A 24,997-nucleotide genomic window follows, 5' to 3' on the forward strand; every position below is an offset into this window, starting at 1 on the left:
GAATATGAAAGTTGTAGAAACAAACTTTACCGACGCAAAATTGTTAGAACCGAGGTTATTTGGAGATGAGCGTGGCTTTTTTACAGAAAGTTATAATAAGAAGGTGCTAGAAACATTAGGGGTTACGTATTCGTTTGTACAGGATAACGTATCTTATTCAGCGCAGGCGGGAACGATTCGGGGATTACACTTTCAAAAAAATCCGAAAGCACAAACGAAACTTATTCAAGTTATGCAAGGAGCAATCTATGACGTTATCGTCGATTTACGAAAAGATTCCCCAACGTTTCAACAGTGGAGAGGATATATTTTAAGTGCAGATAATCACCGGCAATTATTAGTGCCAAAAGGATTTGCACATGGTTTTTGTACACTTGTTCCGCATACGATTGTTATGTATAAAGTAGATGAATATTATAGCGCCGAGCATGACTCAGGGTTACTTTGGAGCGATAAAGAATTAGCAATTCCATGGCCGGTAACAAGTCCTATTTTGTCTGATAAAGATCGAATATTACCGTTACTTCAGGAATGCGAAGATAGCTTTTGAGTAGGAGAGTTGTTATATGAATATATTAGTAACAGGTGGGGCCGGATTTATTGGAAGTAACTTTGTTCATTACATGTTACAAAGATATGAAACATATAAAATTATTAATTTCGATGCATTAACATATAGCGGGAATTTAAATAACGTGAAGTCTCTTCAAGGGCATCCTAATTACTCTTTTGTAAAAGGAGAAATTCAAAATGGAGAGCTGCTAGAGCATGTCATAAAAGAGCGAGACGTCCATGTGATTGTAAATTTCGCAGCTGAATCACATGTGGACCGTAGTATTGAAAATCCGATCCCTTTTTATGATACAAATGTAATTGGGACAGTCACATTATTAGAATTAGTAAAAAAATATCCACATATTAAACTCGTGCAAGTATCAACAGATGAGGTGTACGGCTCTTTAGGGAAAACAGGGCGATTTACCGAGGAAACCCCGTTAGCTCCAAATAGTCCATATTCTTCAAGCAAGGCGAGCGCCGACATGATAGCTTTATCTTATTATAAAACATATCAATTACCAGTTATAGTAACGCGTTGCTCCAATAACTATGGGCCGTATCAATATCCTGAAAAGTTAATTCCATTAATGGTTACGAATGCGCTGGAAGGGAAAAAATTACCGTTATATGGCGATGGATTAAATGTAAGAGATTGGTTACATGTAACGGATCATTGTAGTGCGATTGACGTTGTTCTGCATAAGGGACATATAGGAGAAGTATATAATATAGGTGGAAATAATGAAAAAACCAATGTAGATGTTGTGGAACAAATTATCTCTCTCTTAGGAAGAACGAAAGAAGATATTGCGTATGTTACAGACCGTTTAGGGCATGATCGTCGTTATGCGATTGATGCACAAAAGATGAAGAATGAGCTCGGGTGGGAACCGCAGTATACGTTTGAACAGGGGCTAAAAGAAACGGTGGAATGGTATGAACATCATATAGAATGGTGGAAACCACTAAAAGAAAAATAAGGGGCATATAAATGAAAGAACGGATTATCATAACGGGAGCAAATGGTCAATTGGGAAAGCAACTACAAGAAGAGTTAAATCCTGAAGAATATGACATATATCCATTTGATAAAAAGTTACTAGATATAACAAATATATCCCAAATGCAGCAAGTGGTACAAGAGATAAGGCCACATATAATTATTCATTGTGCAGCGTATACGAAGGTTGATCATGCTGAGAAAGAACAAGACCTTGCTTATGTAATAAATGCAATAGGGGCTCGAAATGTAGCGGTTGCTTCACAATTAGTAGGGGCGAAATTAGTTTATATTAGTACCGATTATGTATTTCAAGGTGACAGACCAGATGGCTATCATGAGTTTCATAATCCATCACCGATAAATGTATACGGGGCTTCTAAGTATGCGGGAGAGCAGTTTGTCAAAGAGTTACATAATAAATATTTTATCGTTCGAACATCGTGGTTATATGGTAAGTATGGAAACAATTTTGTGAAAACGATGATGCGGTTAGGAAAAGAAAGAGCAGAATTATCTGTTGTAGCGGATCAAATTGGTTCTCCTACTTATGTGGCGGATTTAAATGTGATGATTAATAAGCTCATTCACACTTCTTTATACGGTACGTATCATGTATCAAATAGAGGTTCATGTTCTTGGTTTGAATTTGCCAAAAAAATATTCTCGGATGCAAATATGAAAGTGAATGTATTACCTGTTTCAACCGAAGAATTTGGATCGGCGGCAGCGAGACCGAAATATTCTGTTTTCCAACATAACATGCTACGATTAAATGGTTTTTCACAAATGCCTTCTTGGGAAGAAGGATTAGAGCGGTTTTTTATAGAAACAAAAAGTCATTAACAAAATTTAAGTTAATGACTTTTTTGTTTGCCTTTAAGAGGTTTTATGGTACTATAATTATAGTATCAGGTACTAATAACAAGTATAAGCAATTCTGGGAGGATATATCATGGAACTATTACAAGGGAAAACATTTGTTGTTATGGGCGTTGCGAACCAAAGAAGTATTGCGTGGGGAATTGCTCGCTCTTTGCATAATGCAGGTGCAAAATTAATATTCACATATGCAGGAGAACGTTTAGAAAGAAACGTTCGTGAATTAGCGGAAACATTAGAAGGGCAAGAATCACTTGTATTACCTTGTGATGTAACAAATGATGAAGAACTTACAGCTTGCTTTGAAACAATCAAGCAAGAGGTTGGTACAATTCACGGTGTTGCACACTGTATTGCTTTTGCAAATCGTGATGATTTAAAAGGTGAATTTGTAGATACTTCTCGCGATGGATTTTTACTTGCACAAAATATTAGTGCATTCTCTTTAACAGCTGTAGCAAGAGAAGCGAAGAAAGTAATGACAGAAGGCGGAAATATTTTAACGTTAACATACCTTGGCGGCGAGCGCGTTGTGAAAAACTATAACGTTATGGGTGTTGCGAAAGCTTCATTAGAAGCGAGCGTAAAATATTTAGCTAACGATTTAGGCCAACACGGCATTCGCGTTAACGCTATTTCTGCAGGACCAATTCGTACGTTATCTGCAAAAGGCGTAGGCGACTTTAACTCAATTTTAAGAGAAATTGAGGAGCGCGCACCACTTCGTCGTACAACAACTCCAGAAGAAGTTGGGGATACGGCAGTATTCTTATTCAGTGATTTAGCACGAGGCGTAACAGGAGAAAACATTCACGTTGATTCAGGGTATCATATCCTAGGATAAATATAATATTAATTTTTAAAGGACAATCTCTAAATGTTGAGATTGTCCTTTTTATTTGTTCTTAGAAAGAACAATTTTTAACGAAAGTTCTTACCACGTTATGAATATAACTATAATAGTACACAATTTATTCAGCTACGTATGGAAGTGGGAGGGACGAGTGTGAAGAATAAAAATAAAAGTTCAACAGTTGGAAAACCGTTGTTATATATTGCGCAAGTAAATTTGGAACTTGCTGCACCGAAAATAAAAAGAATTATCTTAACAAACTTTGAAAATGAAGATCGAAAAGAGGAAAGTAATAGAAACGAAAATATTGTAAGTAGTGCTGTGGAAGAGGTAATAGAGCAACAAGAAGAGCAACAAGAAGAGCAACAAGAAGAGCAACAAGTAGAAGAAAAAATAGAAGAAGAGGAACAAGTACAAAAGCAGCAAGAACAGAAAGAACAGCATGAGCCAGTGAGAACTGTCCCGTATAATAAATCATTTAAGGATATGAATAATGAAGAGAAGATTCATTTTTTATTAAACCGCCCTCATTATATTCCGAAAATAAGGTGCAGAATAAAAACAGCTACAGTCTCATATGTTGGATCAATCATATCGTATCGTAATGGAATTGTAGCTATTATGCCGCCAAATAGTATGCGAGATATTAAGTTGTCTATAGATGATATCCAATCGATTAGTATGGCAGGTTTTTAAATATGTAAAGGTGGTAGAAAGCTTCTACCACCCCAATAGTTTTTTAGTTTACTTCATTTATTAGATAGAAACGTCGCGTAAGCACTGAATCGCACAGAAACAGCTTAAATCTACAGTAATGCAAGTAGATGTCGATACTAGTCTTGCATTTGGTACAGCTAAAAACGTACAAATTGGGTCATCATTAGGTGGTACAGGGGAAGTATCACCTAATACTACAGTTAACACACGTAGTACAGCACAGCTATCGTCATCTACGCTTTCCACACGGAAAATTGGAGATCGGCAGCTAGTAAGGCTTGCAGATGGTGCAAATGCTTCAAATGGTGCTCCAGCTTTTGTGTATAAAATAAAAGGGCGTGTATTTGCTACCGATGCAGTGTTGTGTGCACCTAAAAATGGAATTTCACAACCAGATCCACACGTTGTTGTAGAACAATCTTGTAATTCATTGATGAATTTTACAACGTCAACTACACAATGAGAAGAGCTATGGTGTTTATTTTCGTTACAACTCATTAATGTCACTCCTTATCTTCTTGTTTGTATTTACATTAATAAGATATTGGAGTCGAGGAGATTTGGTCACAATCTCAAGAGCTTTTTTTTTAAATAGGCGAAAGAAGATAAGGGAAGGTGGAATCATGCTGTTTACAAGCTGGCTTTTATTTTTTATTTTTGCGTTAGCTGCCTTTAGGCTAACCCGTTTAATTGTTTATGATAAAATTACAGCTTTTTTGCGAAGACCGTTTATTGACGAAGTAGAGATTACAGAGCCGGATGGAAGTGTATCAACTTTTACAAAAGTAAAAGGTAAAGGATTAAGAAAGTGGATTGGCGAATTATTAAGCTGCTATTGGTGTACAGGTGTATGGGTTAGTGCTTTTTTATTAGTTTTATATAATTGGATCCCTATCGTTGCAGAGCCGTTACTTGCATTATTAGCTATTGCAGGAGCAGCAGCAATCATTGAAACGATTACAGGATATTTTATGGGAGAATAATATATTTTCATAATACGAGAAAAAGCGGAGTTTAAAAGAATGAGGGAACGGAAATAAAGAGTTGTTCATATAGTGAATAGACAGAATTGACAGTAGAGGAGATGTTTGCTGTGAGTAATAGTCCAAGGCAAAATTCATATGACCTGCAGCAATGGTATCATATACAGCAACAACACCAAGCACAACAACAGGCATACCAAGAACAATTACAACAACAAGGGTTTGTGAAGAAAAAGGGATGTAATTGCGGGAAAAAGAAGAACACAATAAAACATTATGAAGAATGAAACACTCATATTACTGTGAGTGTTTTTTATTATAAATATAAAAAGCGGTATTTCTAATGAAGAAATACCGCTTTTTACTAGCTAATTTGTGCAACTGTTAATGCTGCAGCACGAATATCTACAGTTCCAATTAACTCAACTGGTACAATTTGAATTAAATCACCAGGATTTAAGTTAATAAGAATAACACCACTGGATACGTCTACTTCACCAGTACCAATAACGTTAGAACGAACTGCTGTACCTGATCCAGGAATAATGTTAGCTGGCGTACCCAATGATAAGAAGAAACGACCAGCTTCTGGTGCAACAGGTGAGTTATCAAGACTAATTGTTAATGTATAACTGATTTGATAAATACCAGCTCGTAGAATTCGAATGCCATCTCCAACACTTACTGTATCATTTATTACAGGAACAGTAATATTTGGGTTTGGACTTACGCTAGGTAATAGTAATGGTGTGAATAGTGAAGCGAACTGAGGTGCAGACGCGTTGAAAGCAAAACCGAAGGCAGGTAGTGTACTAGCTGGTTTCGCCTCGCAATCGATTTTAGTAAATTCGCAATCAGAAGAGAACATGTTTTTCACTCCTTTATCTGTTTCTACTTTCAGTTAATGAAAAGGACAGGTTCTATGTTCTAGACAAGTTCCCAATTTTATGAAAAATACATAATAATAGCTTTTAAGCATGGATTGGGTGGCAGAAAACTCTGCCACCCAATCCATGCTTAAATTAATATTTAGTTTTATATAGAAACATCACGTAAGCATTGAATAGCGCAGAAACAACTTAAATCAACAGTAATACAAGTAGATGTCGACACTAGCCTTGCATTTGGTACAGCTAAAAACGTACAGATTGGGTCGTCACCAGGTGGTACAGAGGTACCATCACCTAAAACTACAGTCAATACACGGAGTACAGCACAGTCATCATCATCTATACTTTCTACGCGGAAAATGGGAGATCGGCAACTAGTAAGGCTTGAAGATGGTGCAAATGCTTCAAAAGGTTCTCCAGTCTTTGTGTATAAAATAAAAGGACGTGTATTCGCTACTGATGCATTGTTATGTGCACCTAAAAATGGAACTTCGCAACCGGATCCACATGTTGTAGTTGCGCATTCTTGTAATTCATGTATAAAACGAACGACATTCGATACACAGTTGAAATCACAATCATGGTGATGATGGTCTTCGTTACAATTGCAGCTCATTATGTTCACTCCTTATCGTGAGTTCTGACATACACTATTACAATATGAATGAGATATGGTTGATATTACGTTAATTCTTACGATAAAAGCAGGGAATTTATATAGTAGGGATGTACATAATGCAATATAAAAAAAGACATCCTTATTTAGTGGATGTCTTTTCAGGTAAATCTTTTCGCGCAGTATATAAAAAACGAGATATATCTAATTTTTTTCCTCTAAAAAATTGCGGAGAGGAAATGTAAAGTTCTTCTTTCGCACGTGTAATTGCGACATAAAGTAGTCGACGTTCTTCTTCTAAAGCTTCAGAAGTCTCTGTAACACGATCATTTGCATCTTTTAAAGAAGAAGTATGGGGAAGAATACCATCGCTCGCTCCAAGTAAAAAGACGCATGGAAATTCAAGGCCTTTTGCGTTATGAATAGACATAAGCGAAACAGCATTTTTTTCCGGCATTGTTTTTAATGCTTCCATTTCTTTTTGACCTTGAATTGCTTCATCAATAAATTGTAAGTATGCTGGAATATCGGTGAAACGAGTTGCTGACTCCATTAATTCTTCTAACATTTCTTCTTGTATATCTTTATGCATCGTAAAGGAAGAACGATCGTTACTTTGTAAGTACTCTAAATACTTTCCTTTACCATGAATAATTTCTTTTAATGCTTTTTTCGGTTCTAATTCTTTTATAAATTTAATAAAATCGATACGCTCATTTACCTTTTTTACTTGAAAAGGTTTCAAGCTCGGATTTAATAATAAGAAATGAAGAAGAGAAGGGAACCGCCCCTCGCCATATTTCCATTGTTCACGTTCAATAAATGAAATACAATCATCACGCCCGATATACATCGTTGGCAATATATTTGAAAGTGATTCTAGTCGAAACGGTTCAATCACCAGTCTTAAATGATCTAATACAGGCTTAATTAAAGAATGTTCATAAAATGATTGACTCGCCCCGTGCTTAATAAACGGGATTTTGTGAATTGTAAGCTGATCAAGTAACGAACGGCTTACAGAATGTGTGCGATAGAGTAAACAAAAATCTTTAAAGTTGCGTTCGCCGCTATCTACTTTTTCTTGAATGAGCTGCAAAATTTGATTTGCTTCATCAAGAGTCGTAGCAGGTCTTGCGTAAAAAGGTTGTACACCTTCTTCACGCACAGAATAGAGCTCTTTATCAAAACGCTCCTGGTTTAGTTTGATAACTTCATTTCCAAGCCCGACGATAAAAGGATTGGATCGATAATTCGTATTAAGTGCGATAATCGTAGTGTTATCAAATTCTTTTGGAAAAGATAAAATAATTTGGTGACTTGCTCCTCGCCAGCCATATATCGCCTGATCGTCATCACCTGCGATAAATAAATTATTTCTTGGCGTGGCTAACAATTTTACAATTTCATATTGTGCATACGATGTATCTTGGAACTCATCTACTTCAATATAGTGGAAACGTTGTTGTAATTGGGTAAGCAAAGGAACGTTATTTTCTAACATATAATATGTTTCTAATAAGATGTCATCGAAATCAATATAATTATATCGTTGTTTTACTTCTTCAAAACGCTCGTATACTTCTTTAAATTCTTGTTCAACGGGTGTTTTTGCTTTTACATCTTTCGGACGATTCAATTTGTTTTTCTCAAGTGAAATCATGGCGAGCATTGTTTCAGCATCATAATCGTCTTTTAGACGCAATTCTTTCAAGATTTTCTTTATCATAATTTGTTTATGTTTTTCGTTTGCTAAAATTTGCTGATTATATCCTTGACTACGAAGCAATTTTAAAAAGACAGAGTGGAATGTACCAGCAACAACGTAGCTACTTGCAGCACGATTCATACCTGGTAAATTTGCTACACGGTTTCGGATTTCTTCAGCTGCTTTTTGTGTAAATGTAAGCAATAAAATATTTCGTGGATGAACTTGTTTTACATTTACTAAATAACCTACGCGGGTTGTTAAAACAGATGTTTTCCCGCTTCCGGCACCAGCCAATGTAAGGACAGGGCCTTCTGTCGTTCGCACAGCCTCTAATTGTTTTTCATTTAAAAAAACATTTTGTTGTTCGAGAGCGCGAAAATACGCCGCATCTGCATCTTCTTCCATAATTAAATGGGTAGATGTTTTCGGAATATGATATGTTGCACGCGGAATGTCAGCGTGCGTTAATGATTTTTGTGAAAATTTTTCTTGTGTCATATATTCACCTTCAAAACTATAGCATCAACATTTAACTTTAGCGGAAGAAAAAGAAAATAGCAATGTAAAAAACAGGAGGGGATACCTCCTGTTTTCAAATTACAATTCTTTTATCATAACGATGTGAGGAATATTTGCTTCCATGAATACATCAGAATGCGTTACATATCCAAGTTTCTTATAGAAATCTTCAGCATGTGTTTGGGCATGCAGCTTTAATTTTGGTAGCGAGTTTTCATTCGCATACGCTTCAAGTGCATCCATAACAATTTTTCCAATGCCTTTTTTACGATGGGAAGCTAGTACGCAAATGCGTTCCATTTTTCCTATTCCATCCAGTATGCGAAAACGACCAGCACCAACTGGAACATCATTATCATATATAACAACGTGTGTTGAAGTTTCTTCAAACTCATCATACTCTTCGTCAGCAGAAACTTGTTGCTCATTCACAAATACTTGCTTACGTACAGAGAATGCATCTCTTAGTTGTTCGTCCGTTTGTACGATCTGTGCGTGCAAATTAGTTGTTCCCCTTTCCAAGGTGGAATGTTTCGTATACAGTCCACGTTCCGTTTTCTAATTGATATAGAAGATGGAAGCGATCAATTGGTTGTTCATAATAGAAATCTTTCATACGTAATCGACCTAATACATCAGCATGCTCTGCATCTGATAAGCCTTGTCCGATTGTTAAATGAGGTACGAAAGCGTACTCGCGTTCTTGTATAAAGAATTCGCTATGCATTTCCTCATTTAAGAAAGTAAGTTCAGGTGTTTTTTCTACTTTAAAATAAAGAACATTATTAACAGGTGCGAATGAACCAACTTTTCCGACATGAAGGGTGAAAGGGTTCGTTTTACTTGCGATTGTATGTAACTCTTTTACAATCGATTCTAATTGTTCATCTTGCGTCTCAAAGGGTGTTTTCAATGTAATATGTGGCGGAACTAATGCGTAGTGCGGATCATAACGTTTACGCAATCCGTTCGCTTTATCTTGAATCATTTTAGATGGAAAAATTACAATGCCTAATTTCATGTTCCAATTCCTCCCTTTGTAAGTCTAGTTAGATTTTGAGAAAATAACTCTCTTAATCTATTATATCAAATTATTCTGAATACTGCTCTCTATTATTTCATTGATAGAATATGAGAGAAAGCTTTCGGTAAATCAGTTTGCCAATATTTCCACGTGTGGTTACCTTCAAACTCCTCGTAATGTGTGATGAAGTTTCTATCTGTTAGAAGCGTATTGAGCTCACGGTTCGGTTGTACAAAATCAGAAACTTGTCCATCAGTGCGTTTTACAGCTGTTTCTTCTGTCCCAATGACGTGATAAAGGTCTAGCGCCTCCGGATTTTTGAAGTCTTTTGCTAAGCTCATCACTGTTTCATCCACAAATGGTGATTGCATAACAACTTTACCGAATGTATGCGGATACATAAGTGCAGTCATGAAGGAAACTGTCCCGCCAAGAGAATCACCAATTAACACACGACCTTTGCCCATTTGGTACGTTGGATAATTTTCATCGATATATGGTGCAAGTTCATGAGCAAGGAAACGAATATATGCAGCGTTTTTTACTTCATTTGGGAAATATTTTTCTTTACGATCGTGTACATTTTTATATGGAATACCGACAATAATTGTACGGTCAATTTCTTCAGTTTCACGAAGGCGCTCAATTACACGGTGCGCTTTACCAAGCTGAAAATAATCTCTACCATCTTGTGCAATTACAACTGTATGTTTGTGCAGTGGTGTGTAATTTACTGGTAAGTAAACGAGAAGTGTAACATCTTCTTGAAGTGATGCGCTATAAAATGAAATTTCTTCAATTCTCCCGATTGTTTGATTCATGTAGATCCCCCTAAATAAAAATTTACTGTAATGATTGTAAGAGCGACGCTTGTAGTGAAAAAGAAAGAAATATTCACTAATAGGTGCTTTCGTTTCTATTTTACCATAATGGTACGAAGAATCTAAAAAATTAGTATTTAAGTTATGAAGGAAAACGGATATAATGAAGTGGGATTTTTGACAGGTGAGAGGGGAGACGGAATTTGAAACAAGAAAGATCAATTGCACTACCATTAGCAATTTCCATTATAGCCATTTCATTCGCAGCAGTTTTTGTAAAGATGTCCTCAGCACCATCTTCAATATTAAGTATGTATCGATTATGGATTATCGTACTTATTATGCTGCCTATCGTTTGGAAAAAACGTGAAGAGTTTAGTAAGATTCAAATAAAAGATTGGGGATTTTTAATTGGATCTGGTTTCTTTTTAGCGCTTCATTTTCTTTTGTGGTTTGAATCTTTAAAGCATACGACAGTTGCTAGTTCGACGATTATTTTAGCGCTTCAACCAATCGTATCTTTAGTTGGAGGTTTTTTCTTATTTAAAGAAAGAACAACATACTCAGCCATTGCGACAATGGGAATAGCGATACTAGGCGTAATGTGTATTGGGTGGGGAGATTTAGGGCTAAGTGAACAAGCGATTTATGGAGATATATTATCCTTTTTAAGTGTCATAGCGGTTGTCGGTTATTTATTTATCGGGCAAACAACAGTAAAGAAAGTATCACACTGGATTTATAGCTTTACAGTTTTTGCATTCGCCGGTATTTTTATGGGGATTTATAATATAGTATTGCAAGTACCTTTTACAGGTTATACGAAGTGGGATTGGACCGTTTTTCTTTTACTTGCGGTTGTGCCGACAGTGTCACACGTCATTAATAATTGGTTATTAAACTACGTAAATGCAACAACAATTTCGATGAGTATTTTAGGTGAACCAGTTGGAGCATCTATATTAGCGTTCTTCTTACTCGGTGAAAGACTAAATGCCATGCAAATTATCGGTAGCATGCTCGTATTGTTTGGTGTATCTGTTTTCTTACTACAGCAACAAAAACGAACAGCAAAAAATGTAGTAAATGAGCCTGCGTATACACAGGAATTATAATGTTAGAGGAGAAAAGAGAAGTTGTGATACTTCTCTTTTTTTTTTACAGAAATATAGGGGAGGAAGGGAAGTTTAATGGAATTTCCATCAAAAAAAGATATATGGTTATATCCGATTTTTTTCGTTGTCATTGGAGCGTGTGTTGCTCCTCTATTTGCAGGAAAAGAGTATTTTCTTTTATTTTTTACACTTCCGTTAGCAATATTATTTATGTGGAGTTGGTTTTCGACAAAATACATCGTCGGAGAAGAAACAATTACAATTAGATCAGGTCTCGTTAAAAAGCGCATATTTATACGAGATATAAAACAAATTTTGAATACGAAAAATCCAATAGCAGCCCATGCATTGTCATTTGATCGACTTGAAATTATTTACGGGGCACATCAAACAGAAATTATTTCTCCTAAAGAGAAAGAGCAATTCATCGATCTCGTTACAAGTAAAAATCCACACATTGAAACAAAGTAAAAGAGTGGCTACGAAGCCACTCTTTTACTTTGGATTTGTCATATAAGGTTGTACATGAATCATACATAGATCACGGAACTTTCCTTCAGCAGTTGTGACAATTATGACTGCTCTTCCCGCACTTTTTCCAGTAATCGTTACCGTATCACCTTTTGGATACATTGTGATAACATCAGCATTCATATTTGTCCAAATAAGTTCTTTATTCGTCGCTTGCATTGGTAAAACGGAAGCTGATAGCTCAGTGCTTTGTCCAGTTCTTACCTTTAACTTGTTTTTTTCCATATGAACACCGATGACTGAAATAACAGAAGGAGCAATTGAAATTTTAGGTGGATTAGGTTGTATGTTCAAACAAGACGCAGAAGTATTTGTGATAGGTGAAAATTTTCGTGTTTGTTGTCGCTGGAAAGCTGCTAACATGTTGGAGTCCCCTTTCTGTATAAGTGCTGATACTCATACTATAAAGGAGTAGTGTTATGTTAAATTTAACGAAACATAAAGAATTTGTTAAATTTGAGAAGAAGATTGTCGAACTGTAATAAAAAAGCTCTGCTGTTATCATAACAGCAGAGCTTTCTTTTTATAGATTATGACTATGTTGTTTTTCGAAATCCTCAAATTGCTCTTCAACTTCTTTTGAAGGTTGTGTTAGTAAACTAACAATTACGATTACTAGTAAACTAATAGTGAAACCAGGAATCATTTCATATAAGAATTCTTTTAAGAATTTGAATTGAGTCCAAATAATTACTGTAGCGGCACCAGAAATCATACCAGCAAGTGCGCCCCACTTCGTCATACGTTTCCAATATAAGCTTAATAAAATAGCAGGTCCGAATGAAGAACCAAATCCAGCCCAAGCGTATCCAACAAGAGCTAAAATCGTATCATCTTGTTTAAGTGCTAATGCACATCCAATTAAAGCGATAACAAGAACAGCCATACGACCGACAAATACAAGTTCTTTATCAGAAGCAGAACGTTTAAAGAATGTACGATATAAATCTTCTGTTATAGCACTCGAAGTAACGAGTAACTGAGATGAAATTGTACTCATAACCGCTGCTAAAATAGCTGCTAATAAAAATCCAGTAATAAGTGGATGGAATAAAATAGTGCCAAGTTCAACGAAAATCGTTTCTGGATCAGAAAGTTTTAAACCTGCTTTTGAATAGTACGCAATACCGATAAGGCCAGTAAACATAGCTCCGACAACAGAAAAAATCATCCAGCTCATACCAATACGTCGTGCGCTTTTAATTTCTTTTACAGAAGAAATCGCCATAAAGCGTACGATAATATGTGGTTGTCCAACATAACCAAGGCCCCATGCGAATAATGAAATAATTCCTAATACAGAAGTACCTTTAAAAATATCTAATAATGCCGGATCGATAGATTTAATTGTTTCAAATGCTGGACCAAGTCCATTTACGTGCATAATTGTTACGACTGGAACAAGAATAAGAGCGACTACCATAATGATTCCTTGCACGAAGTCTGTCCAACTTACAGCTAAAAACCCACCAAATAATGTGTAAGCTACGACAACTCCACCAACGATAAGAAGACCAACATGGTAATTGAGTCCAAATGAATTTTCGAATAATACAGCGCCAGAGACAAATCCTGAAGCTACATAAAACGTGAAAAATATCATAATAACAAGTCCAGATACTAGGCGTAGCATATGGGATTTGTCGTGGAAACGGTGTTCCAAAAATTCTGGGATAGTAATAGAGTTGTTTGCAATTTCAGAGTAGGTACGTAAGCGAGGAGCGACATAGATCCAGTTTGCGTATGCGCCTAATGTTAGGCCGATCGCAATCCAACTACTACTTAATCCAACGCTAAACATTGCACCGGGTAATCCCATTAAAAGCCAACCACTCATATCAGCTGCTCCAGCACTTAATGCTGTTACTGCGGGGCCTAGTGTACGCCCGCCAAGCATATAATCTGTTAAGTTGGATGTTCGTTTGTAGGCGAAATAGCCAATTACTAACATCCCGAGCATGTAAATAGAGATAGAAGTTAAAGTTAACATCTGCGTACTCATGTAGTTCCCCTTCCTTTTGTCATGTCTTTTGATGCGTTATGCATATTTATAATCTATCATGATTATTCTGAAAAATCCATACAGAAATATGAATTTTCAGAAATGTAAGCGTTTTTTGACATCATTTTACTTTTTTAATATATAATATTCATGCAAAAAACCTTATTTTTAATAGAGTATTTATTATATTTACATAAAAAGAGGTTGTTTTGTCAATATAATATTGAAAGGAGAGAAAAATAAAATTCTTTTAAAAGTATTGACTTATGAAAAAAGTTAGGTCTATAATGAGTGCAACTTAAAAAAATGCAAGCGTTGATGAAGAAGAGTACACATGATGAACATGTCAGAGAGCTGATGGTTGGTGCGAATCAGTATGGGATTGATGTGGAATGGGCTTCGGAGCTTCCAAACCGAAACGAAAGAAGTAGGCTTTGGCGACATGATCTCATCGATACAAGAGACACGTATTGTTTTTGATACGGTAAAGTGCGTTACATTTGTAACGAATTAAGGTGGCACCACGGGAGTACCCGTCCTTTCTATAGGATGAGTACTCCCTTTTTGTGTACAAAAAATTAAATAAATGAAATCGTTTAAGTAAGAAGAGTACGTATATTGGAGACGTTACAGAGAGCCGGGGATAGGTGGGAGCCCGGTGCGGTGCCATATACGGAATGGGCTTACGAGAGGTATGCTGAACAATTATTTTCAGTAGGCAACCCGGGTTCCGCCGTTACAAGGATAAGGTATATATTTTGTACCTGAACAAAGCGGGATGCTTTTGCGTCCAACATGAGGTGGTACCACGGTAAATTTATCGTCCTCTACATATTTTCGATATGTAGGGGACTTTTTTATTTTTCAGATTGAGGTGAAAGGCATGATGACAAAAGAGGAATTTATGAAGCAAAAAGAACAGGGAAGAGCATTTTTAGTAATCGCTGAAGAAGAAGGAGATAGCATTACGCCAATTTCTTTATATAGACGTATGAAAGGAAAGAAAAAATTTTTATTAGAAAGTTCGCAGCTTCATCAAGATAAAGGACGCTATTCTTACTTAGGATGTAATCCATATGGTGAAGTGAAAAGTGTTGGTACGGAAGTGGAACGAACGATTTACGGCCAAACAGAAAAGCTGCAAGGTAACGTACTACAAGTGTTAGAAGAAGTAATGGCGTCAGCACAAGTAGACAGTCCATTTCCATTTTGCGGAGGAGCAGTTGGTTATATTGGCTATGACGTCATCCGGCAATATGAAAACATTGGAGCAGATTTACACGATACATTAAATATTCCAGAAGTACACCTTTTACTGTACCGTGAGTTTATCGTGTATGACCACTTACGCCAAAAATTATCATTTGTATATGTATGCAGGGAAGACGATTCAGCTTCTTATGACGAAGTATATGAAAGGTTGCAAGTATACAAAGAGGAAGTGTTACAGGGGGAAGCAGCAGAAGTAACTGAAATAAGGTCAACATTATCATTCACTTCTTCTATAACGGAAAAAAAGTTTTGTGAGATGGTAGAAACGGCGAAAGAACATATAAGAGCCGGGGACATATTCCAAGTCGTACTGTCACAGCGTTTGCAAAGTGAATGTATTGGTGATCCTTTCGCGTTATACCGAAAGCTTCGAATTACCAATCCATCACCATATATGTTCTATATCGATTTTCAAGATTATGTTGTACTCGGTTCTTCGCCGGAAAGCTTGTTATCAGTTAGAGAAGATAAGGTGATGACGAATCCAATTGCGGGTACGAGGCCGAGAGGGAAAACGAAGGAGCAAGATGCGGAAATTGAAAAAGAACTGTTAGAAGATGAGAAAGAACGAGCGGAGCACATGATGCTTGTAGATCTTGGTCGGAATGATATTGGCAGAGTAAGTGAAATTGGATCCGTGACGATAGATAAATATATGAAAGTAGAAAAATACTCTCACGTTATGCACATTGTATCTGAAGTTTACGGAACATTGCGAAAACAAATGAGTGGATTTGATGCATTAGCGTATTGCCTACCAGCAGGAACAGTGTCAGGCGCTCCGAAAATTAGAGCGATGGAAATTATAAATGAGCTAGAGAATGAAAAAAGAAATGTATACGCAGGTGCAGTTGGATACGTTAGTTTTTCAGGGAATCTTGATATGGCGCTCGCCATTCGAACGATGGTTGTAAAGGATGAAAAAGCATACGTTCAGGCAGGAGCGGGAATTGTTTATGATTCAGACCCAGTAGCTGAATATGAAGAAACGTTAAATAAAGCGAGAGCGCTCTTGGAGGTAATGAAATGATTGTACTAATTGATAATTATGATTCATTCACTTATAACTTGTATCAACTGTTAGGTGAATACGAAGAAGATATTGTAGTCGTAAGAAATGATCAAATAACGATAGAACAGCTAGAAGGGATGAATCCAACAGGAATTGTGCTTTCGCCAGGACCAGGAAAACCAGAGGATGCTGGCATTTGTATCGAAGTGATTCGTCACTTTTATAAGAACGTTCCCATATTAGGTATTTGCCTCGGACATCAGGCGATTATATCAGCATTTGGAGGAGAAATTGTTAGAGCAGAGCGCATTAAACACGGAAAAACATCACGCGTAAAACATAACGGAACGTCAATCTTTTCATACGTGACACAGCCGCTAACAGCGATGCGCTACCATTCCCTTGTTGCAGCGCAAACGAGTTTGCCACAGTGTTTTGACATACTAGCGACAGCGATGGACGATGGAGAAATTATGGCAGTTCGTCACAATTATTATCCGCTATTCGGATTACAGTTTCATCCGGAATCAATCGCAACAAAAGAAGGCGGAAAGTTAATACGTGCCTTTTTAACAGAAGTGAAGGAGGAGGAAAGAGTATGAATAACTATCTTCGTAAATTAGTGGAGGGACAACATTTAACAGAAGAGGAAATGTATAGAGCAGGGCTTCTTTTATTAAACGAAAACATATTGGAAAGTGAAATTGCAGCTTTCTTAGTATTACTGAAAGCGAAAGGTGAAACAGCAGAAGAAATATATGGTCTCGTTCGAGCTCTTCGCGAAAAGGCATTACCGTTTTCGAACCATATACAAGGAGCAATGGACAATTGCGGAACGGGTGGTGACGGTGCCCAAACGTTTAATATTAGTACAACATCGGCATTTGTACTGGCAGGAGCTGGCGTAAAGGTTGCAAAACACGGTAACCGTGCTGTATCTAGTAAAACAGGAAGTGCTGATTTATTAGAAGAACTCGGTGTAAATATTAGCAGTACACCAAACGAAATTGATTATTTATTAGAGCATGTCGGCATTGCATTTTTATTCGCACCAGCGATGCATCCAGCATTAAGGCGCATTATGAAAATAAGAAAAGAATTGAATGTACCGACGATTTTTAATTTAATTGGTCCTTTAACAAATCCGGTAAATTTAGAAACACAATTTGTCGGCATTTATAAACGAGATATGTTACTACCAGTTGCGCAAGTATTACAGAAGCTGGGAAGAAAACAAGCGCTTGTCGTAAACGGAAGTGGATTTTTAGATGAAGCATCATTACAAGGAGAGAATCATGTTGTCATTTTAAAAGATAATGAAATAGTAGAAACGAGTATTGATCCTGAGAAACATGGTTTCTCAATAGTGAAAAACGAAGAGATTAGAGGCGGGGATTCGAAAGAAAATGCAAAGATTACGCTCGGCGTATTAAGCGGAGAAAATAGTGTTTACCGCGATACTGTTTTATTAAATGCAGGTCTAGCCCTTTTCGCGAACGGAAAAACAGAAACGATTGAAGAAGGAATTACACTAGCTGCACATAGCATTGACTCTGGAAAAGCATTAGCCAAACTAAACTTATTAATTGCAGCAAGCAATGAAAAATTAGAAAGGGTGAATTAAAGTGGGGACGATTTTAGACAAAATTGTAGACCAAAAGAAAAAGGAAGTTACGGCATTATATGAAACGTATACACCATTAAAAGAAAGTAGAAAGACATATTCACTTGTAGAAGCATTACAGCAGTTTACTGTCATTGCAGAAGTAAAGCGAGCATCACCATCAAAAGGAGATATTAATTTACACGTTGATGTACGAAAACAAGTGAAAATATATGAAGAATGCGGCGCAGGAGCAGTATCTGTTTTAACAGACGGTCAATTTTTTAAAGGGTCGTTTCACGATTTACAAACGGCAAGAGCAGAAAGTAACATTCCGCTTCTATGTAAAGATTTCATAATTGATAAGATTCAAATTGATAGGGCGTATGAAGCTGGAGCAGATATTATTTTATTAATTGTAGCGGCGTTAACGAAAGAAAAATTAAAAGAGCTGTACAGCTACGTACTAGAAAAAGGATTAGAAGCAATTGTTGAAGTTCATGATGAGCAGGAATTAGAAATTGCAATCCAATTAAATCCGCACGTTATCGGCATTAACAACCGTAATTTAAAAACATTCGAAGTCGATTTAAGCCAAACAGAAAAGCTTGGAAAACGATTAAACGAGGAGAGATTACTTTGGATTAGTGAAAGTGGGATTCATTCAAAGGAAGATATTATCCGTGTTAAAAAAGCGGGAGCAAAAGGTGTGTTAGTTGGAGAGGCACTTATGACATCATCTTCTATTCATACCTTTTTTGAAGACTGTAAGGTGAACATATGAAAGTGAAAATTTGCGGCATCACTGATGTTGAAACGGCAAAACGTGCTTGCGAATACGGAGCTGATGCACTCGGATTTGTTTTTGCAGAAAGTAAGCGAAAAATCACTCCAGTGCTAGCGAAAGAAATCATTCAGGAGCTTCCAACAAACGTGTTAAAGGTTGGTGTTTTCGTAAATGAATCAGTAGAAGTGATCGAGAAAATTGCAGATGAATGTGGGTTAACGCATGTGCAACTACATGGGGATGAAGACAATCATCAAATCAGAAGATTGAATGTTCCGTCTATAAAATCACTTGGGGTAACTTCAGAGAGTGATATGAAAAATGCTCAAACATATGAAACGGATTATATATTGTTTGATAGCCCGAAAGAAAAGTTTCACGGAGGAAATGGAAAGCAATTTTCATGGGAGTTACTCGCACATATGTCAAAAAAATTGCGAGAGAAAACGATATTAGCTGGTGGATTAAACGCTTTTAATATAGAAGAAGCGATTCGAACGATTCAGCCATACATGGTCGATGTAAGTAGCGGAGTGGAGACAGAAGGAAAGAAAGATCTAAAGAAAATAAAACAATTTATTATAAAAGCGAAGGAGTGTTCCAAATGAACTACGCATATCCAGATGAAAAAGGTCACTACGGTATATACGGAGGACGATACGTTCCAGAAACGTTAATGCAATCTGTATTAGAGCTAGAAGAAGCATATAAAGAAGCGATACAAGATGAAGCGTTTCAAAAGGAATTAAATCATTATTTAAAAACGTATGTTGGAAGAGAAACACCGCTTTATTTCGCTGAAAATATGACGAAGTATTGCGGCGGTGCAAAGATTTATTTAAAACGTGAAGATTTGAACCATACAGGAGCTCATAAAATTAACAATACAATCGGTCAGGCACTACTTGCAGTACGAATGGGCAAGAAAAAAGTTGTCGCTGAAACAGGAGCAGGACAACACGGAGTTGCAACGGCTACTGTATGTGCCCTACTCGGATTAGAATGCGTCATCTTTATGGGAGAAGAAGATGTGAGACGTCAAAAATTAAATGTGTTCCGAATGGAATTACTCGGAGCGAAAGTAGAAAGTGTAGCGGCAGGTAGCGGTACGTTAAAAGATGCGGTGAACGAGGCGCTTCGCTACTGGGTTTCACATGTACACGATACACACTATATTATGGGATCCGTTCTTGGACCACATCCATTCCCGAAAATTGTTCGTGATTTCCAAAGTGTAATTGGGAAAGAAACGAAAAAACAATATGAAGCATTAGAAGGAAAGTTGCCGGAAGCAGTCGTTGCTTGTATTGGCGGTGGTAGTAATGCGATGGGCATGTTTTATCCGTTCGTACACGATGAAGAAGTCGCTCTTTACGGCGTAGAAGCAGCTGGGAAAGGTGTTCATACAGAAAAGCACGCAGCGACTTTAACGAAAGGAAGCGTTGGTGTTTTACACGGATCGATGATGTACCTTCTGCAAAATGAAGAAGGACAAATTCAAGAAGCGCATTCTATTTCAGCGGGACTCGATTATCCAGGTGTTGGGCCAGAACATAGCTTGCTAAAAGATATTGGACGCGTTTCTTATCATTCAATAACAGACGAAGAAGCGTTAGAAGCATTTCAATTATTAACGAAAAAAGAAGGGATTATTCCGGCGTTAGAAAGCTCACATGCTGTCGCATACGCATTAAAATTAGCGCCGCAAATGAAGAAAGACGAAGGACTTGTCATTTGTTTATCTGGTCGCGGGGATAAAGATGTAGAGAGTATAAAACGTTATATGGAAGAGGTGTAAAAAATGGGAGTAGAAAAAATTAAAGCAGCGTTTGAAAATGGTAAGAAAGCATTTATTCCGTACGTAATGGGCGGAGATGGTGGTCTTGAAAAATTAAAAGAAAGAATTCGTTTTTTAGATGAAGCAGGAGCGAGCATCGTTGAAATCGGCATTCCGTTTTCAGATCCAGTCGCAGACGGTCCAACGATTCAAAGAGCAGGGAAACGAGCGCTAGATAGCGGTGTAACAGTAAAAGGGATTTTTCAAGCATTAATAGAGGTAAGGAAAGAAGTACAAATTCCGTTTGTACTCATGACATATTTAAATCCAGTACTCGCATTCGGAAAAGAACGATTCATCGAAAACTGTATAGAAGCAGGTGTAGACGGCATCATCGTTCCGGATTTACCGTATGAAGAGCAAAATATTATTGCCCCGTTACTTCGAGAGGCAAACATTGCGCTAATTCCACTCGTTACAGTAACGAGCCCAATTGAGCGAATCGAAAAAATTACGAGTGAATCAGAAGGATTCGTCTACGCCGTTACAGTAGCAGGCGTAACAGGAGTACGTCAAAACTTTAAAGGTGAGATTCATAGTTACTTAGAAAAAGTAAAATCACATACGCATTTACCGGTAGTAGCAGGGTTCGGTATTTCAACGAAGGAACATGTAGAAGAAATGATTACAATATGTGATGGAGTAGTCGTTGGAAGTAAAGTCATTGAGCTGTTAGAAAATAAAAAGCGAGAAGAAATATGTGAATTAATACAGGCAACAAAACAAAAAGAAGAGGCATAAGTCTCTTCTTTTTGTTTTGCGTAATAAATGTTAAAATATACAGAAAATACATATAACTTAGAGGGTGAGAAAGCATGCTAAGACGGAAACTACTATATCTTCTTTTAACTGTACCACTATACGCTTGGCTCATTAGCATGACGAAAATAGAATTGATGGCTCTATTTATAGGATATGTATTCATCTTTTCCAACTTAAATCGCATTCAAGAGCAATCTATTTTAGAAATATGTATATTTTCGATTAGTATAGAACTATTTAGTATCGTTTCAATTGTATTATTAAACGAATTATTTCGCTGGATCCATTCATTTGAATTAATGAAATTTGGAAATGTTGTATTGCAAGTAATATGTGCTTATATTGTGTTTGTTGTGTTAGATAAAATAGTCGGACAGCAGAGCGTTTTTCAGGATAAAAGAAAATGGGAGTGAAAGGAGCCATTTGGCTCCTTTTTTGAATCTGTTGTAAAAACAATTGAAAAATATGACATCTGTTATATAATAGTTAAAAATTGTATTTTTAATGAAAAGAGATGATAACATGGCCATATTGTTGGCACTTATCCCAATTATGATGATTTTCATTTGTTTATTTTTATTTAAACAAACGTCATTAAGGTCTTCTTTAATTGCTTACGTTGTGTCTGTTGGAATCGTTTTACTCTCGCCAACGTTTCAACTAGGGATAAGTGAAACTGTGCACGCAACGATTAAAGGTTGGTTAATTTGTTTTATTGTCGGGTACGTTTTGTTTTTCGGTATTTTTTTATTTCACCTCATGAACAAAATGGGGTACATCGATCAAGTAGCACGTTTTCTAGAAGAAGTGACGCACGATCGTTTATTACAAATGCTCCTTATGTGTTTTGGTATTTGTCCGCTAATCGAATCAGTAAGTGGATTCGGAATTGGTTTCATGGTTGCAGCACCTATCTTTCTTTCATTGGGCTATAAACCGTTTCAGGCTGTACTGCTTTCATTTATCGGCTTACTAGCTAGTTCGTGGGGCGCAATGGCAACTGGTACGATTATCGGTTCGCAGCTAATAAATATGCCGCTTACAACACTTGGTACAAATACGGCACTACTAAGTATTCCGATGTTTGCTTATTTCGTCATTCTTTCTTTACACGTTGTTGGTGGCTGGCGGGCCGTAATTGAAAAGTGGAAAGAAGGATTCGGTTTCTTTCTATTATTTTCTCTCGGAATCTATCTTTCTAACGCATACGTAAGTGTTGAACTAGCAGGTATATTAAGTTCTATCGTTACAATTACATTTGGCTTTCTTATCATTAAATTAAAAGGAAAAAGTGAGCAAAATTTAATAACAGAACATGCTGCAGCAACGGAGAGAGAAGTATCTATTATAAAAATTATTAGCCCTTATATATTCTTAACTGTTTGTATTTTACTTTCTCGCCTCGTACCAGCATTACATGATGTATTCAGATCATATGCCGTTCTTGATTTGAAATCATACTCTTACAAGCTAGAGCTACTATATTCACCAGGATTTTGGCTCGGTATGACATGCTTATTTACTATTATCTTCTTCCGTATTCCATCTCATATTATTAAACAATCACTCTCGCAAACGATAAAACAATGGATTCCTTTTGCGATTACAACGACGATGTTTATTGCCATTTCAGAACTAATGGGTGCATCTGGCATGCATTCATTACTGGCAAAAACAGCTGGTGAAACATTTGGAACGTTTTTCGTTTTCGTTGCCCCGTTTATCGGCGGAATCGGCGGCTTTTTAACAGGTAGTAACGCCGGATCAAATGCGATGTTTATAAAACTACAAATGCAAACTGCGCAAAACGTAGCGCTTCCGTGGCAATACGTCACAACACTGCAAAACACCGCATCGTCAGTAGCGACAATCGCTTGCCCGTCACGGATTACACTAGGGGCGTATTTATGTAACATTCCTTATCGTGAAAATGAATTGTTAAAGAAGACGACGTTAATGATCTTTGGTGCAATTTTGCTAGTAGTGGTAGAGGTTATTGTTTGGTATATGTTGAGAAATTAAAAATCCTCCTAACATAGGAGGATTTTCTTTATGATTGGATAATGTTTTAAATATGAAAAGCTTCTACTAAATGAATAGGAGATGAAATGTATGCCCCTAAAAAACTACGGCGTGTTAAAAGGTACAGTTATACAATCAAAAATTGGAAAAGGGAAAACACCTCATTATCAAGTTCATTTACAAGGCGAAGCAGAAGTAGATTATCGTATTGCAATTAATGTGAAATCGCAAAGTTATCCGTCAGAAGTTTTATATTTTGCGAGTAACGATATTCGGTCAGAGGCGATTCATATTTTACCGACATTACCATTCGGTTTTACAGAAATAAAAAACAATGAACCGAAAGTAGCTTTAGACTACGTAAGAGGTAATGTATTTGAATCGAAACAAATGATTCCTTTACCTGCTGAAAAAGCAGGAGTGGATAATGATTTAAATGAAAAAATAGAACGTTATATAAAACGAGCAATAGAAGAAAAAGCGATTATTTACGCGTTCGGTGAAAGATGGGGACCAGAAGAAAATACACCCGATTCTTACTTCCATTTCGAACCAGGAAACGGTATACACGATATTCATATGAACCAAGGGAATGTAGAGAAATGGAAAGGTGATAATGGTATATGGCAAGACGGAGGTATACTCATTCACTTTGAAAAGGAAGAAGAATGGATCGGTATCTTTCTTGCCTTCCAGTCGCAGTCATGGTGTACAGATGAAGAAGGACATGCTCGCGTTCCGGTTGAGCAATGTGATTATAAGAACAATAAGTGATGAGAAGAGCTAGTTCGTAATGAACTAGCTCTTCTCATTGTAAACAACATGAATGGTATATAGTGGTGGGATTATGTATGCAATATTAAAAATCGTGATAGAGTTATTGATTTTTATTCGTATTAGAAAGTAGGTATCAATTAGCAGTGCAAGGAGGTCTAGCTTTGAAGATAACGGAAGAAAATGTTGTGCAACAAATAAAAAAACGTAATGAGAAAAGCATTACGTTTATTATTCAAACATACGGCAGTTTACTCAGCGCTATCATTAAAAGATATGTACAGAGTAATCAGCAAGATTATGAAGAATGTTTAGATGATGTATTACTAGCTATCTGGTTTCATATCGATTCATTCGACCCAAGTAAAAATACGTTTAAACAATGGATAGCAGCCATTGCTAAATATCGAGCAATTGATTATCAGCGGAAAAATGCGAGAAATCGGCAACAAACTGTCTGTACGGAGATTAATGATCGTCTGTATCAAGAACAAAGAAAATCAAATGATTTCTTAGATGTACAGGAATTGCTTAGTGAGCTGTCAGCAACGGAGCGGAACATTTTTGAAAAGTATTATTTAGAAGGTGTACCGTCTCGTGAAATTGCTTTCCATCTTAACGTGAAAGAATCATGGATCCATAACAAACTGTCACGCGGACGAAAAAAGCTCAAACAGATTTTTATTTTTAAAAATGGAGTGTGAGG

29 protein-coding genes and 2 other annotated features are annotated in these 24,997 nt (G+C 36.8%); of the genes, 20 read left to right on the plus strand and 9 right to left on the minus strand.

The window, feature by feature from the left end:
* Positions 1-4 precede the first annotated feature (4 nt).
* The 5 genes from rfbC to JDS82_RS14090 all read left to right on the plus strand — a co-directional run bounded on the left by rfbC (position 5) and on the right by JDS82_RS14090 (position 3,989).
* Positions 5-550 (plus strand): dTDP-4-dehydrorhamnose 3,5-epimerase, encoded by a 546-nt coding sequence (gene rfbC / locus JDS82_RS14070; protein ID WP_061672180.1) that lies wholly within the window; start codon positions 5-7, stop codon positions 548-550.
* A gap of 16 nt (positions 551-566) precedes the next feature.
* The gene (gene rfbB / locus JDS82_RS14075; protein ID WP_061672179.1) at positions 567-1,538 is read left to right on the plus strand and encodes a dTDP-glucose 4,6-dehydratase; all 972 of its coding nucleotides are present in this window, start codon (positions 567-569) and stop codon (positions 1,536-1,538) included.
* An 11-nt stretch (positions 1,539-1,549) separates the two neighbouring features.
* Positions 1,550-2,404, plus strand: a complete 855-nt coding sequence (gene rfbD, locus JDS82_RS14080) for a dTDP-4-dehydrorhamnose reductase (protein WP_199713473.1) — start codon at positions 1,550-1,552, stop codon at positions 2,402-2,404.
* Positions 2,405-2,513: 109 nt separating this feature from the next.
* Positions 2,514-3,284, plus strand: coding sequence for an enoyl-ACP reductase FabI (fabI, locus tag JDS82_RS14085; RefSeq protein WP_000421887.1), 771 nt, complete (start codon positions 2,514-2,516; stop codon positions 3,282-3,284).
* A 141-nt stretch (positions 3,285-3,425) separates the two neighbouring features.
* A complete protein-coding gene (locus tag JDS82_RS14090) occupies positions 3,426-3,989 on the plus strand; it encodes a spore coat CotO family protein (RefSeq protein ID WP_199713474.1) in 564 nt (187 codons plus the stop codon).
* Between the two features lie 60 nt (positions 3,990-4,049).
* Here JDS82_RS14090 and exsY read toward each other — a convergent pair whose 3' ends face one another.
* A complete protein-coding gene (exsY, locus tag JDS82_RS14095) occupies positions 4,050-4,508 on the minus strand; it encodes an exosporium assembly protein ExsY (protein WP_001277746.1) in 459 nt (152 codons plus the stop codon).
* A 125-nt stretch (positions 4,509-4,633) separates the two neighbouring features.
* Between exsY and JDS82_RS14100 the strand changes: the two genes are divergently transcribed.
* Entirely contained in the window at positions 4,634-4,993 is a 360-nt protein-coding gene (locus JDS82_RS14100) for a DUF1360 domain-containing protein (RefSeq protein WP_000899666.1), read from the plus strand.
* 101 nt (positions 4,994-5,094) lie between these two features.
* The gene (locus tag JDS82_RS14105; protein WP_033657682.1) at positions 5,095-5,280 is read left to right on the plus strand and encodes a hypothetical protein; all 186 of its coding nucleotides are present in this window, start codon (positions 5,095-5,097) and stop codon (positions 5,278-5,280) included.
* A 77-nt stretch (positions 5,281-5,357) separates the two neighbouring features.
* On the opposite strand, the gene exsF is transcribed toward JDS82_RS14105, so the two are convergent.
* From exsF to JDS82_RS14135, 6 genes are all read right to left on the minus strand, one after another.
* Entirely contained in the window at positions 5,358-5,861 is a 504-nt protein-coding gene (gene exsF, locus JDS82_RS14110) for an exosporium protein ExsF (protein ID WP_000492937.1), read from the minus strand.
* Between the two features lie 167 nt (positions 5,862-6,028).
* Positions 6,029-6,499, minus strand: a complete 471-nt coding sequence (gene cotY, locus JDS82_RS14115) for a spore coat protein CotY (protein ID WP_001277699.1) — start codon at positions 6,497-6,499, stop codon at positions 6,029-6,031.
* Positions 6,500-6,641: 142 nt separating this feature from the next.
* Entirely contained in the window at positions 6,642-8,708 is a 2,067-nt protein-coding gene (locus tag JDS82_RS14120) for an ATP-dependent helicase (protein WP_000191181.1), read from the minus strand.
* Positions 8,709-8,807: 99 nt separating this feature from the next.
* Positions 8,808-9,230 (minus strand): GNAT family N-acetyltransferase, encoded by a 423-nt coding sequence (locus tag JDS82_RS14125; protein ID WP_046957039.1) that lies wholly within the window; start codon positions 9,228-9,230, stop codon positions 8,808-8,810.
* Position 9,231: 1 nt separating this feature from the next.
* Positions 9,232-9,750 carry a YjcG family protein gene (locus JDS82_RS14130; protein ID WP_000765870.1) on the minus strand — a complete coding sequence of 173 codons (519 nt, stop codon included), beginning with the start codon at positions 9,748-9,750 and terminating at the stop codon, positions 9,232-9,234.
* Positions 9,751-9,842: 92 nt separating this feature from the next.
* Positions 9,843-10,574, minus strand: coding sequence for an alpha/beta hydrolase (locus JDS82_RS14135; protein ID WP_001076851.1), 732 nt, complete (start codon positions 10,572-10,574; stop codon positions 9,843-9,845).
* A gap of 203 nt (positions 10,575-10,777) precedes the next feature.
* Here JDS82_RS14135 and JDS82_RS14140 point away from each other — a divergent pair, with 203 nt between their 5' ends.
* A complete protein-coding gene (locus JDS82_RS14140) occupies positions 10,778-11,689 on the plus strand; it encodes a DMT family transporter (protein WP_000808244.1) in 912 nt (303 codons plus the stop codon).
* A 75-nt stretch (positions 11,690-11,764) separates the two neighbouring features.
* Positions 11,765-12,160 carry a PH domain-containing protein gene (locus JDS82_RS14145; protein WP_199713475.1) on the plus strand — a complete coding sequence of 132 codons (396 nt, stop codon included), beginning with the start codon at positions 11,765-11,767 and terminating at the stop codon, positions 12,158-12,160.
* A 24-nt stretch (positions 12,161-12,184) separates the two neighbouring features.
* On the opposite strand, the gene JDS82_RS14150 is transcribed toward JDS82_RS14145, so the two are convergent.
* Both JDS82_RS14150 and putP read right to left on the minus strand, forming a co-directional pair.
* Positions 12,185-12,583, minus strand: a complete 399-nt coding sequence (locus JDS82_RS14150) for an Ig-like domain-containing protein (protein WP_048561495.1) — start codon at positions 12,581-12,583, stop codon at positions 12,185-12,187.
* A gap of 160 nt (positions 12,584-12,743) precedes the next feature.
* The gene (gene putP, locus JDS82_RS14155; RefSeq protein WP_048561494.1) at positions 12,744-14,222 is read right to left on the minus strand and encodes a sodium/proline symporter PutP; all 1,479 of its coding nucleotides are present in this window, start codon (positions 14,220-14,222) and stop codon (positions 12,744-12,746) included.
* A gap of 306 nt (positions 14,223-14,528) precedes the next feature.
* Positions 14,529-14,766: a binding site (T-box leader), on the plus strand.
* A gap of 42 nt (positions 14,767-14,808) precedes the next feature.
* Positions 14,809-15,053 (plus strand) — a binding site (T-box leader).
* A gap of 52 nt (positions 15,054-15,105) precedes the next feature.
* Here putP and trpE point away from each other — a divergent pair.
* The 11 genes from trpE (at position 15,106) to JDS82_RS14210 (ending at position 24,995) form a co-directional block, all read left to right on the plus strand.
* On the plus strand, positions 15,106-16,524 hold the full coding sequence (gene trpE / locus JDS82_RS14160) for an anthranilate synthase component I (protein ID WP_199713476.1): 1,419 nt from the start codon (positions 15,106-15,108) through the stop codon (positions 16,522-16,524).
* Positions 16,521-17,108, plus strand: coding sequence for an aminodeoxychorismate/anthranilate synthase component II (locus tag JDS82_RS14165; protein ID WP_088057610.1), 588 nt, complete (start codon positions 16,521-16,523; stop codon positions 17,106-17,108). Before trpE ends, JDS82_RS14165 begins: the two co-directional genes overlap by 4 nt.
* Positions 17,105-18,130, plus strand: coding sequence for an anthranilate phosphoribosyltransferase (gene trpD, locus JDS82_RS14170; RefSeq protein WP_048561491.1), 1,026 nt, complete (start codon positions 17,105-17,107; stop codon positions 18,128-18,130). Before JDS82_RS14165 ends, trpD begins: the two co-directional genes overlap by 4 nt.
* A gap of 1 nt (position 18,131) precedes the next feature.
* Positions 18,132-18,893 (plus strand): indole-3-glycerol phosphate synthase TrpC, encoded by a 762-nt coding sequence (trpC, locus tag JDS82_RS14175; RefSeq protein WP_199713477.1) that lies wholly within the window; start codon positions 18,132-18,134, stop codon positions 18,891-18,893.
* Positions 18,890-19,504 (plus strand): phosphoribosylanthranilate isomerase, encoded by a 615-nt coding sequence (locus tag JDS82_RS14180; protein ID WP_199713478.1) that lies wholly within the window; start codon positions 18,890-18,892, stop codon positions 19,502-19,504. Before trpC ends, JDS82_RS14180 begins: the two co-directional genes overlap by 4 nt.
* On the plus strand, positions 19,501-20,694 hold the full coding sequence (gene trpB / locus JDS82_RS14185; RefSeq protein WP_199713479.1) for a tryptophan synthase subunit beta: 1,194 nt from the start codon (positions 19,501-19,503) through the stop codon (positions 20,692-20,694). Before JDS82_RS14180 ends, trpB begins: the two co-directional genes overlap by 4 nt.
* A 3-nt stretch (positions 20,695-20,697) precedes the next feature.
* The gene (gene trpA, locus JDS82_RS14190; RefSeq protein ID WP_199713480.1) at positions 20,698-21,474 is read left to right on the plus strand and encodes a tryptophan synthase subunit alpha; all 777 of its coding nucleotides are present in this window, start codon (positions 20,698-20,700) and stop codon (positions 21,472-21,474) included.
* 74 nt (positions 21,475-21,548) lie between these two features.
* Complete coding sequence (locus JDS82_RS14195; protein ID WP_064056819.1) at positions 21,549-21,908, plus strand: DUF4029 domain-containing protein; 360 nt, start codon at positions 21,549-21,551, stop codon at positions 21,906-21,908.
* Between the two features lie 109 nt (positions 21,909-22,017).
* Positions 22,018-23,517, plus strand: coding sequence for an L-lactate permease (locus JDS82_RS14200; RefSeq protein ID WP_071742835.1), 1,500 nt, complete (start codon positions 22,018-22,020; stop codon positions 23,515-23,517).
* 90 nt (positions 23,518-23,607) lie between these two features.
* The gene (locus tag JDS82_RS14205; RefSeq protein WP_048561484.1) at positions 23,608-24,291 is read left to right on the plus strand and encodes a DUF2278 family protein; all 684 of its coding nucleotides are present in this window, start codon (positions 23,608-23,610) and stop codon (positions 24,289-24,291) included.
* A 164-nt stretch (positions 24,292-24,455) separates the two neighbouring features.
* On the plus strand, positions 24,456-24,995 hold the full coding sequence (locus JDS82_RS14210; protein ID WP_048561483.1) for a sigma-70 family RNA polymerase sigma factor: 540 nt from the start codon (positions 24,456-24,458) through the stop codon (positions 24,993-24,995).
* The last annotated feature ends 2 nt before the right edge of the window (positions 24,996-24,997 follow it).

The sequence above is a fragment of the Bacillus cereus group sp. N14 genome, assembly GCF_016483555.1.
GTDB lineage: Bacteria > Bacillota > Bacilli > Bacillales > Bacillaceae_G > Bacillus_A > Bacillus_A wiedmannii.